The 16,411-nt window shown below is 72.0% G+C and carries 11 protein-coding genes; 7 read left to right on the top strand and 4 right to left on the bottom strand.

Translation table 11 applies throughout. The features are described 5' to 3' along the window. Nucleotides 1–64: 64 nt before the first annotated feature. Entirely contained in the window at nt 65–2,542 is a 2,478-nt protein-coding gene (pcrA, locus tag ACZ7LU_RS15530; protein WP_471916929.1) for a DNA helicase PcrA, read from the top strand. 54 nt (nt 2,543–2,596) lie between these two features. Here pcrA and ACZ7LU_RS15525 read toward each other — a convergent pair whose 3' ends face one another. Together ACZ7LU_RS15525 and ACZ7LU_RS15520 are read right to left on the bottom strand one after the other, a co-directional pair. After that, the gene (locus tag ACZ7LU_RS15525) at nt 2,597–4,030 is read right to left on the bottom strand and encodes a M23 family metallopeptidase (protein WP_471916928.1); all 1,434 of its coding nucleotides are present in this window, start codon (nt 4,028–4,030) and stop codon (nt 2,597–2,599) included. 229 nt (nt 4,031–4,259) lie between these two features. After that, nucleotides 4,260–5,213, bottom strand: coding sequence for a lipase family alpha/beta hydrolase (locus ACZ7LU_RS15520; protein WP_471916927.1), 954 nt, complete (start codon nt 5,211–5,213; stop codon nt 4,260–4,262). A 422-nt stretch (nt 5,214–5,635) separates the two neighbouring features. Between ACZ7LU_RS15520 and ACZ7LU_RS15515 the strand changes: the two genes are divergently transcribed. After that, the gene (locus ACZ7LU_RS15515) at nt 5,636–6,046 is read left to right on the top strand and encodes a cobalamin B12-binding domain-containing protein (RefSeq protein ID WP_398300317.1); all 411 of its coding nucleotides are present in this window, start codon (nt 5,636–5,638) and stop codon (nt 6,044–6,046) included. Between the two features lie 64 nt (nt 6,047–6,110). On the opposite strand, the gene ACZ7LU_RS15510 is transcribed toward ACZ7LU_RS15515, so the two are convergent. Beyond that, on the bottom strand, nt 6,111–7,724 hold the full coding sequence (locus ACZ7LU_RS15510; protein WP_471916926.1) for a DUF5691 domain-containing protein: 1,614 nt from the start codon (nt 7,722–7,724) through the stop codon (nt 6,111–6,113). Nucleotides 7,725–7,840: 116 nt separating this feature from the next. Continuing rightward, nucleotides 7,841–9,193, bottom strand: coding sequence for an SWIM zinc finger family protein (locus tag ACZ7LU_RS15505; protein WP_471916925.1), 1,353 nt, complete (start codon nt 9,191–9,193; stop codon nt 7,841–7,843). Between the two features lie 153 nt (nt 9,194–9,346). Here ACZ7LU_RS15505 and ACZ7LU_RS15500 point away from each other — a divergent pair, with 153 nt between their 5' ends. From ACZ7LU_RS15500 to ACZ7LU_RS15480, 5 genes are all read left to right on the top strand, one after another. Next, on the top strand, nt 9,347–10,471 hold the full coding sequence (locus tag ACZ7LU_RS15500; protein WP_468087882.1) for an ATP-binding protein: 1,125 nt from the start codon (nt 9,347–9,349) through the stop codon (nt 10,469–10,471). Next, entirely contained in the window at nt 10,468–13,026 is a 2,559-nt protein-coding gene (locus ACZ7LU_RS15495; RefSeq protein ID WP_471916924.1) for a DUF5682 family protein, read from the top strand. The genes ACZ7LU_RS15500 and ACZ7LU_RS15495 overlap by 4 nt, the downstream gene beginning before the upstream one ends. 82 nt (nt 13,027–13,108) lie before the next feature. Then, complete coding sequence (locus tag ACZ7LU_RS15490) at nt 13,109–14,296, top strand: VWA domain-containing protein (protein WP_471916923.1); 1,188 nt, start codon at nt 13,109–13,111, stop codon at nt 14,294–14,296. A 651-nt stretch (nt 14,297–14,947) separates the two neighbouring features. After that, nucleotides 14,948–15,286: a hypothetical protein gene (locus tag ACZ7LU_RS15485; protein ID WP_471916922.1), complete on the top strand. Its 339-nt coding sequence runs from the start codon at nt 14,948–14,950 to the stop codon at nt 15,284–15,286. A 139-nt stretch (nt 15,287–15,425) separates the two neighbouring features. Continuing rightward, complete coding sequence (locus ACZ7LU_RS15480; protein WP_471916921.1) at nt 15,426–16,274, top strand: hypothetical protein; 849 nt, start codon at nt 15,426–15,428, stop codon at nt 16,272–16,274. The last annotated feature ends 137 nt before the right edge of the window (nt 16,275–16,411 follow it).

Below are 16,411 nucleotides of genomic sequence, written 5' to 3'. Positions count from 1 at the left end.
GTGGGCGGGGGTGTGTCCGGAACCGCAGCGGGTTGTCAGTGGGGCCGCCTAGACTCGGGAAGCGATGAGCAGCCTCTTTGATGACAGCTTCCTGGCGGACCTGCAGCCCTCCCGGGCCGCGGACGAAGCGCCCCCGCCGCCGCCCGAGGACAGCGCTCCGGAGCCCATTCCGGACGATTTGTTCGACGGGAAGTTCGACGCGCCCATGACCCGGGAGTCGCACTACCGCGACGGCGCCCCGCGCCCGGTCATCGACCCGGCGTCGCTCCTCGACGGGCTGAACGAGAACCAGCGCGCGGCCGTCGTGCACGCCGGCTCCCCCCTGCTCATCGTGGCCGGCGCCGGTTCCGGCAAGACCCGTGTGCTGACCCACCGCATCGCGTACCTCCTCGCCGAGCGCGGCGTGCACCCGGGCCAGATCCTCGCGATCACCTTCACGAACAAGGCCGCGGGCGAGATGAAGGAGCGCGTCGAGCAGCTCGTCGGCCCCCGGGCGAACGCGATGTGGGTCTCCACCTTCCACAGCGCCTGCGTCCGCATCCTGCGCCGTGAGTACAAGAAGCTGGGCTTCACCTCCTCCTTCTCGATCTACGACGCCGCGGACTCCAAGCGCCTCATGGCCCTGGTCTGCCGCGACCTGGATCTCGACCCGAAGAAGTTCCCGCCGAAGTCCTTCAGCGCCAAGATCTCGAACCTGAAGAACGAGCTGATCGACGAGGAGGACTTCGCCGGACAGGCCGCCGACGGCTTCGAGAAGACCCTCGCCCAGGCCTACGCGATGTACCAGTCACGCCTCCGCGAGGCGAACGCGCTGGACTTCGACGACCTGATCATGACGACGGTCCACCTGCTGCGCGCCTTCCCGGACGTCGCCGAGCACTACAGGCGCCGCTTCCGGCACGTCATGGTCGACGAGTACCAGGACACCAACCACGCGCAGTACGCCCTGGTGCGCGAGCTCGTCGGCCCCTCCGGAGGCGAGGAGGACGACCCGGCCGAGCTGTGCGTCGTGGGTGACGCGGACCAGTCCATCTACGCCTTCCGCGGCGCCACCATCCGCAACATCCTCCAGTTCGAGGAGGACTACACCGACGCGACGACGATCCTCCTGGAGCAGAACTACCGCTCCACGCAGACGATCCTCACCGCCGCGAACGCGGTCATCGAGCGGAACGAGAGCCGCCGCCCCAAGAACCTCTGGACCAACCAGGGCGCGGGCGCCCGCATCACGGGATACGTCGCCGACACCGAGCACGACGAGGCCCAGTTCGTCGCCGACGAGATCGACCGCCTCACCGACGCGGGCGAGGCCAAGGCCGGCGACGTCGCGATCTTCTACCGGACGAACGCCCAGTCCCGTGTCTTCGAAGAGATCTTCATCCGTGTCGGCCTGCCCTACAAGGTCGTCGGCGGCGTCCGCTTCTACGAGCGCAAGGAGGTCCGCGATGTGCTGGCCTACCTGCGCGTCCTCGCCAACCCCGAGGACGCGGTCCCGCTGCGCCGCATTCTGAACGTACCGAAGAGGGGCATCGGCGACCGTGCCGAAGCCATGATCGACGCGCTCTCGCAGCGCGAGAAGATCTCCTTCCCGCAGGCCCTGCGCCGCGTCGACGAGGCGTACGGAATGGCGGCCCGCTCCACCAACGCCGTCAAGCGTTTCAACACGCTCATGGAGGAGCTGCGGACCATCGTCGAGTCCGGCGCGGGCCCTGCCGTCGTCCTGGAAGCCGTCCTCGAACGGACCGGTTACCTCGCCGAGTTGCAGGCCTCGACCGACCCGCAGGACGAGACGCGCATCGAGAACCTCCAGGAGCTCGCGGCCGTGGCGCTGGAGTTCGAGCAGGACAACAGCGCGGCTGCCGAGGGCGAGGAGGGGGCCGCCCCCGCCGGCACGCTCTCCGACTTCCTGGAGCGCGTCGCCCTGGTCGCCGACTCCGACCAGATCCCCGACGAGGAGGACGACGGCTCCGGAGTCATCACGCTCATGACCCTGCACACCGCCAAGGGCCTCGAATTCCCCGTGGTGTTCCTGACCGGCATGGAGGACGGCGTCTTCCCGCACATGCGCGCCCTCGGGCAGGTCAAGGAGCTGGAGGAGGAGCGCCGGCTCGCGTACGTGGGCATCACACGCGCGCGTGAGCGGCTCTATCTGACGCGGTCCTCGATGCGCAGCGCCTGGGGTCAGCCGTCGTACAACCCTCCGTCGCGTTTCCTCGAGGAGATCCCGGACACGCACCTGGACTGGAAGCGGACCGGCTCGGTGGGTGCGCCCGTGTCGTCCGGGCCCGCCGCGGGGATCGCCGCGTCGCTGTCCTCCTCGCGCTCGCGTTCCGGCGGGGCGCAGGGCTTCGCCACGCGCCGCGCGTCGGAGAAGCCGGTGGTGTCGCTCGCCGTCGGCGACCGGGTCACGCACGACCAGTTCGGCCTCGGGACCGTGGTCGGGGTGAAGGGGACGGGTGCGAACGCCGAGGCGACGGTGGACTTCGGAGAGCCGAAGCCAAAGCGTCTGCTGCTGAGGTACGCGCCGGTGGAGAAGCTCTGACGCCTGGCGGATCTGGGACGCCCGGGGCGGCGGCCGGAGAGTGACCCCCGGGGGTTACGTCGGGTCGAGGCCGTGGCTGCGCAGCCACGGCAGCGGGTCGATCGCCGAGCCGCCGCCGGGCCGCACCTCGAAGTGCAGGTGCGGTCCTGTGGAGTTGCCGGAGTTCCCGGAGAAGGCGATGGGCTCGCCCGCCTTCACGGGACCGCTGGAGATCTTGTGCGTGGAGAGGTGGCAGTACCACGTCTCCGTGCCGTCCTTGGCGGTGACGATCGCCATGTTGCCGTAGGCGCTGTTCCACTTCGTCGACACGGTGCCGTCGGTCGCGGCGAGGACCTCCGTGCCGTACGACACCGGGAAGTCGATGCCGGAGTGCGCGGACATCCAGTTGACGCCCGCCTGGCCGTAGTAGGCGCTCAGCCCGTGCTGCTTGACCGGCAGGGCGAACTTGGGGCGCAGCCGCTCCTTGCGCGCCGCCTCGGCTGCCGCCTTCTTCTGGGCGGCCACCTTCTCGGCCTTGAGGTCGATGCGTTCCTGCGTGCGGCTCGCGCGGTCCGCGAAGTCGCCGGCGTCGGCGGAGAGGTTCGCCAGCTGGGTGTCCAGCTTGTTGTTGGCGGCGGAGGGCTGCACGGGCGCGGCGTCCGGAGCCGATGCCGCCGTTTCCTTCTTCTCGTCGTCCGCGCCGAAGTTGCCCACGGAGGCGGCGGCCACACCGGCGACGCCCATCACGCAGGCCGAGGGCACCGCGACGGTGAACAGGGCGGAGCGCTTGGCGGGGGTCCGTCGGCGGGTCCTGGAGCGGCCGTCGCCGCCGCTCTTTCCGCGGGTGGCGCGGGACGTGCGGGGAGCGGTGCTCCGGGAGTCCGCGGCGGCCGGTTCGGGATCGGTGGTCCCGTACGCGGCGTCGGTGTCGGCGTCGAGCTCGTACTGGTCGGGGTCGGGCTGCTCTGCCTCGTGCGGCGGGGCAGCGTCGTGCGGGTCGTACGCGCTCGTGTCGAAGGTCTGCGTGTCCCACTCGCCGGGCTGCGGCGTCTGGTCCCAGGCGGTGGTGTCCCACTGGCCCGTGGAGTCGGGGCCCGGTTGCGAGGGGATGTCGGCGAGCTGCTGGTAGCCACCGGTCGACCACATGGAGGCGGTGTCGTAGCTGCCGGTGTCGTACGTGTCGGCGTAGTACTGCGCGGCGTACGGGTCCTGGGCGAGCGTCGTCCGCTGCGGCGGGGCCGTGGTGGCCGTGGTGGTCGTCCACTGGCCCGTGTCGTGGCCGGTGCCGGCGCCGGGCATGTCACCGAAGAGCGGATCGGTGGCGAAAGTACCGGTGTCGAAGCTTCCGGTGTCGAAACCGGTGGTGGCGAAGCTGCCGGTGGAGTAGGTGTCGTAGCCGTACCCGCCGTGCTGGGCGCTCTGTTGGTCGTACGTCGTGTAGTGCGGTTGGTCGGCGCCGGGTGCCGAGGACGGGGGAGTCGAGCTCCCCGACGGGTGACGGTCGTTCACCAACTTCTCTTTCGCCTCGGCAGCAGGGGCAGAGCAGTGCGGCGACTGTACCCGGCGGTATACGGGCGCGACAATCTTCGGCAGGTTTCACGGTTTCAGGAAACGGGCATTCGGCCGTCTTTCGGGGGACTGTGGGCACAGCCTTGGCTCTGCGTTCGAGGTTCGTTCGATAGAGGCAGGGGTGTGCGGGGGTGTGGGGGCGGGATGTGACGGGTGAGGCGGGGCCGGGTCAGGCGACCGTCAGTCCGCCCGGCGCGCTCTTGGCGTCGGCTCCTGGATTCGCCAGGTCGAGAGCCTGGCGTATGCCGTTCGCGACGGCGGGGTGCACCGGCAGCGCGAGATGACCGATGCCGGTCACGCGGACGTTCTGCGCGAGCAGGTCGGGGTGGTCGACGCAGGCCGTCTCCAGCGGGTCCATGATCTGGTCCAGGTCGCTCCAGAAACTCACGAACTGCGTGCGGCAGTCCGGTGCCGGCTCCTTGAGTTCCTGGATCACGTCGGAGCCCGGGCGCATCTGCCGGACGATCGGGTGGGCGTCCGCGAGCGGTACGACGCGGGTGCCGGCGTGCGGGGTGCCGAGTGTGACCAGCGTGCGTACGCGTTCGTCACCGTCGAGCCGCTGTACGTAGTAGCGGGCGATCAGGCCGCCGAGGCTGTGCCCGACGATGTCCACCCGGGCGTGTCCCGTGCGTTCGCAGATCTCTTCGATGTGGCGGCCGAGCAGCTCGGCGGCGACGCGGATGTCGCAGGTCAACGGAGAGTAGTTGAGGGTCTCGACCCGGCGGCCGTGTTGGGAGAGCGCGCGGCGCAGCAGTACGAAGACGGAGCGGTTGTCGATGAAGCCGTGCAGGAGCAGGACCGGAGGCCTGCCGTCCGGGGGGAGCCGGGGCGCGCCGGGGGGCGGCTGGACCGGGGCCGGCCTGCGCTCCTGGGCAATGCCCGAGGGGTAGAGGAGCAGGTGGCCCGTGAGGATCGTCAGCTCCAGCGCGGTCGCTTTCAGCAGGGCCCCGGAGAGGCCGGCCACTTTGGCCGGCAGGGCGGGGAGGGATGGGAGGGGTGGAAGAGACGGGAGGGGTAGGAGGGACGCAAGTGCCGGGAGTGGGGTCAGGCCGAGGATTTTCGGCAGCAGCGAACCGAGTGGACGAAAGGGGCGGGCCCCCGCGTGGGCTTTCGTGACCGGCATCGTCGACCTCCCGTTTGGCGCACGGAAGGGAGGCTCTGTCCCCCGTGTGCCCTAGGGGGAGTCGTGGTCGAGGAGTCGGCTGTGCGATGGCGATCCCGGCCACCGCCCTGCGGTGACTCCGTGCCCCCGTTGCATCGCCGATGCGCGGTGTCACCACGCCGTGCGGCTGCCGGCGCGGTGGCCCGGCGTCTCGTTGCGGCTCCCCTCGCGCCTGGTCCGGATGCGGAGCGTGAACCCCTGGGTTACGGACGGGCGCGCAGCGAACGTGTCCCACGTGTGATTTCCCCCTCGCTCTCCACCGCGAAACTGCCGCTTGCGCGATGCTGGGGATAACGTTCGTTCACTTCCCCGGCCGGTGCGGTGCGGGGTATCTGTGCCGGGACAGACTTTGTCGGTACGGATATCGGTACATGGAGGCAGTGATGGGTGTGGCAGCCGGGCCGATCCGCGTGGTGGTCGCCAAGCCGGGGCTCGACGGGCACGATCGCGGGGCCAAGGTGATCGCGCGGGCGTTGCGTGACGCGGGTATGGAGGTCATCTACACCGGGCTGCACCAGACGCCCGAGCAGGTGGTGGACACCGCGATCCAGGAGGACGCCGACGCGATCGGCCTCTCCATCCTCTCCGGAGCGCACAACACGCTGTTCGCGCGCGTGTTGGAGCTCTTGAAGGAGCGGGACGCGGAGGACATCAAGGTGTTTGGTGGCGGCATCATCCCGGAGGCGGACATCGCGCCGCTGAAGGAGAAGGGCGTCGCGGAGATCTTCACGCCCGGGGCCACCACCACGTCGATCGTGGAGTGGGTTCGGGGGAACGTGCGACAGGCCGTCTGAGGCATTCCCCGTCGCCCGTCTGCCGTGGTCGGCGTCATATCGGCGGACATCATCTCGGTGGGCGTCATGGCGGCGGGGGGAGCTCGTCGCGTATCGCCGCGCGGAGGCGCAGGGTGGTGACCAGGCGCTGGAACGCTTCCGACCAGTAGCTGCCCGCGCCGGGTGACGCGTCCTCCGCTTCGTCGGGAACCGCGGTGAGCGCTTCCAGGCGGACCGCCTCGGCCGGGTCCAGACAGCGTTCCGCCAGGCCCATCACTCCGCTGAAGCTCCATGGGTAACTGCCCGCGTCGCGCGCGATGTTCAGGGCGTCCACCACGGCCCGGCCGAGAGGGCCGGCCCAGGGCACCGCGCAGACGCCGAGCAGTTGGAACGCCTCCGACAGGCCGTGTGCCGCTATGAACCCCGCCACCCAGTCCGCGCGCTCGGCGGCAGGCATGGAGGCGAGCAGTTTGGCCCGCTCGGCGAGGGACACGGCGCCCGGACCCGCCGCGTCGGGTGAGGCGGGGGCGCCGAGCAGCGCTCTGGACCAGGCGACGTCACGCTGGCGTACGGCCGCGCGGCACCATGCGGCGTGCAGTTCGCCCCGCCAGTCGTCGGCCACCGGGAGCGCCACGATCTCCGCCGGGGTGCGGTTGCCGAGCCGGGGCGGCCAGGTGGCGAGCGGGGCCGATTCCACGAGCTGGCCGAGCCACCAGGAGCGCTCGCCCCGGCCGGTGGGGGGCTTCGGGACGACGCCGTCCCGCTCCATGCCCGCGTCGCACTCGTGCGGCGCCTCGACGGTGAGGGTCGGCGTGCTCGATGTGTGGTCGACGGCCACGCAGGAGGCCGCGCGTGCCGACATCCGGCCCGCCAGGGCCGATTCGGGGAGCGCGGACAGCAGTTCCGCCGCGGTGGAGCGGACGTTGCGACTGCGGTCGGTGAGGGCCTGCTCCAAGAAGGGCTCGTCCGCGGCGGAGAGGCCCGTGCGCAGCGAGTCGAGGAACATCAGACGGTCCTCCGCCCGCTCCGTCGACCAGGTGGAGGTGAGCAGGTCGAGGGCCATGAGGGCGTCTTCCGCGCGCAGCGCGGTGAGGAGGGCCACGCGCTCGGCGAAGAGGCCCTCTTCCCAGAGCTGCCTGACTTTCTGTGCGTCGTCGGTGGACGGGAGCGCCACGCCGCCTCCCGGGGTGGCGCGGAGTGCGAACTTCCAGTCGGGGTTCAGGCGGGCCAGCCAGAGAGCTCTCGGGCCCGCGAAGGTGAGTGCCTGGGGGCGCAGGTCCGTGCGGCCGCGGGCCGCGTTCAGGAGCGCGGGCAGGAGCTCAGGTGGTGCGCCGTACCCTCGCGCGTTGGCCAGGGCCAGCCACTGGGGCAGGAGCTCCATCAGGTCGGGTGCGGCGCCGCGGCGGCCGCCGCTGCCGGTGCCGGGCTGGTCGGCGAGGAGCGTCGCGAGCCTGCGTCGGGCCGCGGGCGGCACCTGTGGCCTGGGATCGTCCGCGGCGGGCTCGGGCGGCGTGGCGGCCGCGGCCGGGCGCAGGCCTGCCCTGCGGCGCACCGTCTGCACCGCCGCCGCGTCCAGGAGGGCGAGTGGCGCCTCCTTGCCGGGGGCGTGAAGGGTGGGCGGCAGCGCGCGGCGGTCGGTGCCCAGCAAGGCTGCCGTGACCAGGTCGTCCCAGGCGGGGGCGGGGCTTGGAGTGGGCATGCGTGTCTCCTGGTGTGCGTGTGTCCCCTGGTGTTGTACGTGCGTCTCCTGGCGTGCGGTTGCCCTCTGGTGTCTGTTTGCGCTCTCGCGTGTGTTCGCGCTCTGGTGTGCGGTCGTCAGCACAGCGACACCGGCTCTCGTGAGTCCTTCTGCCAGGCCGTGAGGGGTGTGAAGCCTTGATGTCCGCACTCGCCGAACACCGTCAGCGGTGCGCCTCCGGACAGGGAGACCAGACGCCACAGTCCTGGTCTGGACGTGGCGGCCGGGGACAGGGGGAGGGCGGTGGTGCCCTCGGAGTCCGTCAGTTGCCAGGAGCCTTCGTGCGGGGTCGGTATCACCTCGGAGAGCGTGACCGGCCAGGACTCCAGCCATGGGTCGCCGCGCAGCGCCTCGCCGTAGCGGACGGTGGCCTCTTCCGTGCGTACGCCCGGGGGGCGGTGTGCGGTGGGGGCCGGGGCCGCGAACTGTTCGCCCAGGTCCGCGCGCGGCTGGGACGCGCCCGGATAGGCGGTCACCTCGGCGTCGAGCGCGAGGCCCACGGGGAGGGCGAGTGTGGGCGCGCGGCCCGCGGCGCCGTACGAGAGAAGGAGCGCGGTGCGGCCGGATTCCGCGCCGTACAGCCATATGCGGCGTGTGGTGAGTCTGCTGTCAGCCGTGTCGTACTGCGCGAGGACCAGCCAGTGGTCCCGCAGCGGCGGGCCCTCCGGGTGCGCGGGCAGGCCGACGTGCGAGCGGACCGTGGCCGCCAGGTCGGCCGGCAGCCGGTCGCGGTGGAGCCAGCCCTGGTCGAGGAGGTGGAGCAGCGCGCACTCCTCCAGCAGGCGCGCGGGCCAGCCGGGGCCGGAGGACGGGATCGCCCCCAACTCCCTGACGCGCGCCGCGAGTCCCGGCGCCTGAGCGTCGACCATGCGTGCGGCCGTCTCCTCCCACGCGCCGTACCCCGCCTGCTCGGCGGAGGCGGTGCCGCCGCGGAGCAGGTCGGACAGGCGCTGCTCCAGCTCCGACGCCCCCGCGGTGATCCGCTCGGCCCGCTTCTCCGCTCTTTTACGCGCCGCCTCCGGGTCCGCCGAGGTCCCGGACGTCGCGGGCGAACTCCGCTTCTCCTCGGCCTTCTTGCGCCGTGACGTGAGCCATTCCTCGGCCCAGGGCGGCGGGTCTCCGCCTTCCGGCACGGTGCCGTCCGCGCCCGCCCAGACCAGCAGCAGCCCCAGCGCGTGCTTGCACGGGAACTTGCGGCTCGGACAACTGCACTTGTACGCCGGGCCCGCGGCGTCCGCGATGTCGACGACCGTCTGATACGGCTTGCTGCCACTGCCCTTGCACAGCCCCCACACCGTCCCCTCGTCGGAACTGCCCGCCTCCGACCATGGGCCGGCGACGCCGAGTTTGCTTCCCGCCTTGCGCGACGGGGCGTCAGGAGCCAGTGCCAGCACCTGATCCGCCGTCCAGCGCACCCCCTGCTGAGTCATGTCTCGAAGGTAGGCGCAGCCACTGACAATCGACCCGGCGGCAGGCGTTTGCGCAGGTCAACGGCGTACGAAGGGTGATTGTCAGTGGCGTGGTGCACCGTGGAGTCATATCCGGGCCAGACGCGTCCGGACGAGCTGGAGGGGGATCGCTCCATGACCGTTTCCGTCGACTCGACGACGTCCGCGACCGCGAATCCGTCGGACGCCCTGCGGCCGCACGCCGAGCAGGCCTTCGCCGCCGAACTGGCCGCGCTCGCCGCGCAGGACGACCGGCCGAGGCCGCAGCGGTGGAAGCTCTCGCCGTGGGCCGTCGCCACCTATCTGCTCGGCGGCACCCTGCCCGACGGCACAGTGATCACGCCGAAGTACGTGGGGCCGCGACGCATCGTCGAGGTCGCCGTCACCACCCTCGCCACCGACCGCGCCCTGCTGCTGCTCGGCGTCCCCGGCACCGCCAAGACATGGGTGTCCGAGCACCTCGCGGCCGCCGTCAGCGGCGACTCGACCCTGCTCGTCCAGGGCACCGCGGGCACACCGGAGGAAGCCATCCGGTACGGCTGGAACTACGCCCAGCTGCTCGCGCACGGCCCCAGCCGCGACGCGCTCGTGCCCAGTCCCGTGATGCGGGCGATGGCGGAGGGCATGACGGCACGCGTCGAAGAGCTGACCCGCATCCCCGCCGACGTGCAGGACACCCTGATCACGATCCTGTCGGAAAAGACGCTGCCCATCCCGGAGTTGGGGCAGGAGCAGCAGGCCGTGCGCGGCTTCAACCTCATCGCCACGGCCAATGACCGCGACCGCGGGGTCAACGACCTGTCGAGCGCCCTGCGCCGCCGCTTCAACACCGTCGTCCTGCCGCTGCCTGAGAGCGCCGACGCCGAGGTCGACATCGTCTCGCGCCGCGTCGACCAGATCGGCCGCTCCCTCGACCTGCCCACGGGTCCCGAGGGCATCGACGAGATACGCCGTGTCGTCACCGTCTTCCGCGAGCTGCGCGACGGCGTGACGGCTGACGGGCGTACGAAACTGAAGTCGCCCAGCGGCACGCTGTCCACGGCCGAGGCGATCTCCGTCGTCACCAACGGGCTCGCGCTGGCCACGCACTTCGGAGACGGCGTCCTGCGCCCCGGCGATGTCGCGGCCGGCATCCTCGGCGCCGTCGTGCGGGACCCGGCGGCGGACCGCGTCATCTGGCAGGAGTACCTGGAGGCGGTCGTGCGGGAGCGCGACGGGTGGAAGGACTTCTACCGCGCGTGCCGCGAGGTGAGCGCATGACGAGGGCGCTGGAACCGCTGCTGCTCGGGGTGCGGCACCACGGGCCGGGCTCCGCGCGTGCGGTGCGGGCGGCGCTCGACGAGGGGCGGCCCGACGCCGTGCTCGTGGAGGGCCCGCCCGAGGCCGACGCCCTGGTGCGGCTCGCCGCCGACGAGGGGATGCGGCCGCCGGTGGCGCTGCTCGCACATGTGGTGGACGAGCCGGGGCGTTCGGCGTTCTGGCCGCTCGCCGAGTTCTCTCCGGAGTGGGTCGCCATCAAGTGGGCGCTGGGGCATGGGGTGACGGTGCGTTTCATCGACCTGCCCGCGGCTCACTCTCTGGCGCTGCGTGCCGAGGCGGAGGAGGGAGACGAGAAGGCGCCGCTGGGGAAAGAGGGAGGCGAGAAGGCGCCGCGAGGGGAAGAGGGAGGCGCTGAGGTGCCGCTGGGGGAGGAGGGCGGTGGGGAGGACAGGGACGTGGGGGACGTGCGGATCGACCCCATCGGCGTCCTCGCCGAGACCGCCGGGTACGACGACCCCGAGCGCTGGTGGGAGGACGTCATCGAGCACCGGGGGGCGGACGGTGACGCGTTCGCGCCGTTCGAGGCGCTGGGCGACGCGATGGGGGCGCTCCGCGAGGCCTACGGGGACGGCGGGCACGACCGTGACCTGGTGCGTGAGGCGTACATGCGGCTCCAGGTCCGCGCCGCGCAGAAGGAGTTCGGGGCCGAGCGGGTCGCCGTGGTGTGCGGGGCCTGGCACGCCCCCGCGCTGCTGCGGAAGGTCACCGTGGGCGCCGACCGGGCGCTGCTCAAAGGGCTGCCCAAGGTGAAGGCCGAGATGACGTGGGTGCCGTGGACCCACCGCCGGCTCTCCCGCGCCAGCGGTTACGGCGCGGGGATCACCTCCCCCGGCTGGTACGGGCATCTGTTCAGCGCACCCGACCGGCCCGTCGAGCGGTGGATGACGAAGGTCGCGGGACTCTTGCGCGACGAGGACATGCTCGTCTCGTCCGCGCACGTCATCGAGGCGGTGCGGCTCGCCGACACGCTGGCCGCGATGCGGGGGCGGCCACTGGCCGGGCTGACCGAGACGACCGACGCCGTGCGCGCGGTGATGTGCGAGGGCTCCGACGTGCCGCTCGCGCTCGTGCACGACAAGCTCGTCGTGGGGGACGTGCTGGGCGAGGTGCCCGAATCGGCGCCCGCAGTGCCGCTGCAGCGGGACCTCACACGGCTGCAGCGCGCGCTGCGGCTCAAACCGGAAGCGGCGGAGCGGGAGTTGGAACTCGACCTCCGCAAGGAGACGGACGCCGCGCGCAGCAGACTGCTGCACCGGCTGCGGCTGCTCGGCGTGCACTGGGGGGAGCCGGCGGCGTCCAGGGGGAGCACGGGGACGTTCCGGGAGACCTGGCGGCTGCGGTGGGAGCCTGAGCTCTCCGTGCGGGTCGCCGAGGCCGGGGTGTGGGGGACGACGGTCCTCGCCGCGGCCACGGGCAAGGCCGCGTCCGACGCGATCGACGCGAGGGCCCTCGCCGACGTCACCGCGCTCGCCGAGCGGTGTCTGCTGGCCGAGCTGCCGGACGCCCTGCCCGTGGTGATGCGGGTGCTGGCGGACCGGGCGGCGCTGGACGCGGACGTCGGCCACCTCGCGCAGGCGTTGCCCGCGCTGGTGCGGTCCCTTCGGTACGGGGACGTCCGGGGGACCGGCACCGAGGCTCTCGGCGGGGTGGCCCTGGGGCTCGCCGAGCGGATCTTCGTGGGGCTGCCGCCCGCGTGCGCGGGGCTGGACGCGGAGGCGGCCGTGGAGATGCGGGGGCACGTCGACGCCGTTCACGGGGCGGTGGGGCTGCTCGGCGACATCCGCCCGGGCCCGACCGGGGGGCCGGAGCCTCGGCCTTCGGCGCCCGGGGCCGTGGACGCTGCACACGCGGTGGCGGGACGGGGGGTGCGGGAGCGCTGGCACTCCGTGCTTCGGGTGCTGGGGCAGCGGGACACCGTCGCCGGGGTCGTGCGGGGGCGGAGCGTGCGCCTGTTGCTGGACGCAGGCGTGTTGGGGGACGAGGAGGTCGCTCGGCTCATGGGGCTCGCGCTGTCCCGGGGGAGTGCGCCCGCCGAAGGCGCGGCCTGGATCGAGGGGTTCGTCGGAGGCGGATCCGGCGGCGGGATGCTGCTGGTGCACGACGAGCGGCTGCTCGGCCTGGTCGACGACTGGCTGAGCGGGGTGTCGGACAGCGCCTTCACCGACGTACTGCCGTTGCTGCGGCGCACTTTCTCGGCGTACGAGCCGGGGGTGCGGCGGACATTGGGCGAGCTGGTGAGACGCGGGCCGGCGGGGGCCGGCGCCGGGAGCGGACCTCTGAGTGGGGCAGGGGGAGGCCTCCCCGGGTTCGCCGACGAGGTCGACGCCGCGCGCGCGGACGCCGTCGTGCCGATCGTGCACCTGCTGCTGGGCCTGTCGACGGAGGCACAAACGGAAGCGGAGGCGGAAGCGGAAGGGGGAGCAGAGGTGGCGGGGCGTGTGGTGACGGGGGCCGCGGGGGGCAGCGGCAACGGCTGTGTGGGGGTGGCGGGGTGAGTGGGGTGGCCGGTGGGTGGCGGTGGCTCGTGCTGAGTGAGGGCGGTGTCAACGGGGTGCCAGTGGGGGTCAGCGGTGACGGTTGTGTGGGGGTGGCGGGGTGAGTGGGGCTGCTGATGAGCGGTTGCGGCGGTGGCGGCTTGTGTTGGGCGGGGGTGGCGCCGACGGGACGGGATGTGCGCTCACCGGCCGGGACGCGGCGATGGACGGTGCGCTCTCCGCGCTGTACGGGGGAGGGGGCGAGAAGGACGGCCGGGGGCGGGAGCGTTCGGCGGGGCTCGGGGCGTCGGCGCCGTCCGTGGCGCGCTGGCTCGGGGACATCCGGACGTACTTCCCCTCGTCCGTCGTCCAGGTCATGCAGCGCGACGCCATCGACAGGCTGGGGCTCTCCGCGCTCCTCCTGGAGCCGGAGATGCTGGAGGCCGTCGACGCGGACGTGCACCTGGTCGGCACCCTGCTCTCGCTCAACAAGGCCATGCCGGAGACGACCAAGGAGACCGCGCGTGCCGTCGTGCGCAAGGTCGTCGAAGACCTGGAGAAGCGGCTCGCGACACGGACCCGCTCCACGCTCACCGGGGCCCTCGACCGCAGCGCCCGCGTCAGCAGACCCCGCCACCACGACATCGACTGGAACCGCACGATCGCGGTCAACCTCAAGAACTACCTGCCCGAGTACCGGACGATCGTCCCCGAGCGGCTCATCGGGTACGGGCGGGCGTCCCAGTCCGTGAAGAAGGAGGTCATCCTCTGCATCGACCAGTCGGGGTCGATGGCCGCGTCCGTCGTCTACGCCTCCGTGTTCGGGGCCGTGCTCGGGTCCATGCGGTCGCTGAACACCCGGCTCGTCGTCTTCGACACGAACGTCGTCGACCTCACCGACCAGCTCGACGACCCGGTCGACGTCCTCTTCGGTACGCAACTGGGTGGCGGGACCGACATCAACAGGGCGCTCGCGTACTGCCAGTCGCAGATCACCCGGCCCGCCGACACGGTCGTCGTCCTCATCAGCGACCTCTACGAAGGCGGCATACGCAACGAGATGCTGAAGCGGGTCGCGGCGATGAAGGCGTCCGGAGTGCAGTTCGTGACGCTGCTCGCGCTCTCCGACGAAGGGGCTCCCGCGTACGACCGCGAGCACGCGGCGGCGCTCGCGGCGCTGGGAGCGCCGGCCTTCGCCTGCACGCCGGACCTCTTCCCGGAGGTGATGGCCGCGGCGATCGAAAGGCGCCCTCTTCCCATACCGGACACGGCAGCGGGGAACGGGACATGAGCAGGCATCGGTGACAGCGGGCTTGCGCGACGGCGTGCGTCCCGTGCGAGTATCTACGCGCCTCGCCCACCCTCTCAGAGGACCTTTCCCGCCTTGACCTCGGTTTCCGCTGTTTCCGCGGACGTTCCGTCCGGTGCCGCTGTGCGCTTCGTGCGTGCGGTGGCCGGTCGGCGTGGGCTGCAAGTGGCGCTGTTGCTCGGTGGGCTGCTCCTCCTCGGATTCCTCTTCGGGGAGCGGGCGCACGCGGCGGACGGCCTTCCTGTCGGTGACGCCGGGCAGGTGCGCGGCGGGCAGGCTGTTCAGCAAGTTCAGCCAGTTCAGCAAGTCCAGCGGATTCAGCCGGTTCAGCAGGCTCAGCAAGTTGTGCCGGATCGGCCGGTTCGGGAGATTCAGCAGGTTCTGCCGGACGAGCAGGTTCGGTCGCTGCGGGAGGCGGAGCCTGTTCGCGCGGTGACGCGGGCTGTTCCGGAGCCCGTCGTACGCCATGTCGTACGGCCAGTTGCCCGTCCCGTCGTACGGCCTGTCGTGCGGCCAGTTGTACGTCCTGTCGTACGCGTTGAGCCTCCGGAGTCGCTGCCCGAGCAGGCCGAGTCGGTCCGGTCGGACGAGCCCGGGCATCGTTCTGAGGCAGCGGAGTCGGCGTCGGCTCCCGTGGGGCCCCGCGTCGACGCCTCGTACCTCTCCGGCCTCTCTGGTCTCTCTGGTCTCTCCGGCTTCTCCGAGAACCGGCACCCCGGCACCGAGCCGGACGGCCGCGACGACGAAGCGCACGGTACGAAGCACGTGCCGCTGCCCGTCGCCCCGGGGCACCCCGGTGGCCATCTCGGCAACGCGACCGTGGGCGAGGGCAGTTCCTCGCGCCACGGTGATCTGCACGCCGCCGCGTTCGGCAGCCGCGCGCCGGTGCGGTTGCAGGCCGGGCCCGGGGTTCCTGCGGACCCCGCGCCGACCCGCGACAGGCAGCAGGACATTCCCGAATTCCCCGGCTAGGGCAGCCCTTTCCCCGCGACGACCTGCCGCGCGGGGGCGGTACAGGTCTGCCCTCCGGTCACCGGACATCTCCGGAAGCACCGGGTTCACAGCCGGAGCTCGTGAGTCAGAGCTCGAATTCGAAGGATCCGACGCAAGCATGAACAAGAACATCCGCCGTTCCATCGTCATAGCCGCCGGTGTCACGGGTGCCTGGGCACTCGGTTCCGCCGTCGCCAGCGCCGACGAGCTGCCCCAGCACTCCCTCGCGCTGCCGGACCAGGCGTCCGACGCCGTCGAGGACAAGGTCGAGAACAAGGTTCAGAGCAAGGTCCAGGACCAGGTCGAGAACCAGGTCCAGGACAAGGTCGAGAACAAGGTCCAGGACCAAGTCCAGGACCAGGCTCAGGACAAGGTCCGAGACGACCTCCCCCGCTCCACCGACGACATCGACTACCTCTTCGGCCCCCTCTCCACCTTCGCGCACACCACGGGCCACGCCCAGGACACCGCCACCCCCATCGCCGACGAGACCGCCGCAGCCGTGCTGCCGCCCGTCGCCGCCACCGCTGTCGACGGTGTCGTGCCGGTCGCGGGGCAGGCCGTCGGGGACGCGTCGGAGCTGGCGCAGGGTGTGGTCGGTGACGTGCGGCCGTTCGCCGGTGGGGTCGTCGGTGAGGTCCCGCCGTTCGCGGAGGCGGTCGTGGGTGAGGACGTGCGCCCGTTCGCGGACGGTGTCGTCGGCTCGGCCACGCCGCTCGTGCGGACCGTCGCCGACCAGGTGCGGCCCGTCGTGCAGGGGGTCGGCGACAGCACGGGCGGCCTTGCGCAGGGTGTGACGGGTGATGTCCGACCCTTCGCGGGTGGCGTCACCTCGCAGGTCCAGCCGTTCGCGCGGGACCTCGCCGGAACCGTCGCCCCTGACGCCCGGGACCTCGCGGGCAACGCCGTCACCGGAGCCCGGGGCGTCACCGCGGACGTGACACCGGGCTACCTGCACACCAGCTGACCGCTGAGCAGCTGACCGGCTGACCGGCCGACCGGCTGATCGCTGGAGCAACGGGAGCAAACGGGCGGTCCCTGGCGCAGCAGGGGCCGCCCGTCGGCACATCCGTCGGCACTTCGCGGCCGCGATCTGTGACCGTC

This window comes from Streptomyces sp. NPDC039462, assembly GCF_055639375.1.
The sequence above is the reverse complement of the archived record's forward strand: the minus strand, read 5'-3'. Positions and strand labels throughout refer to the sequence as shown.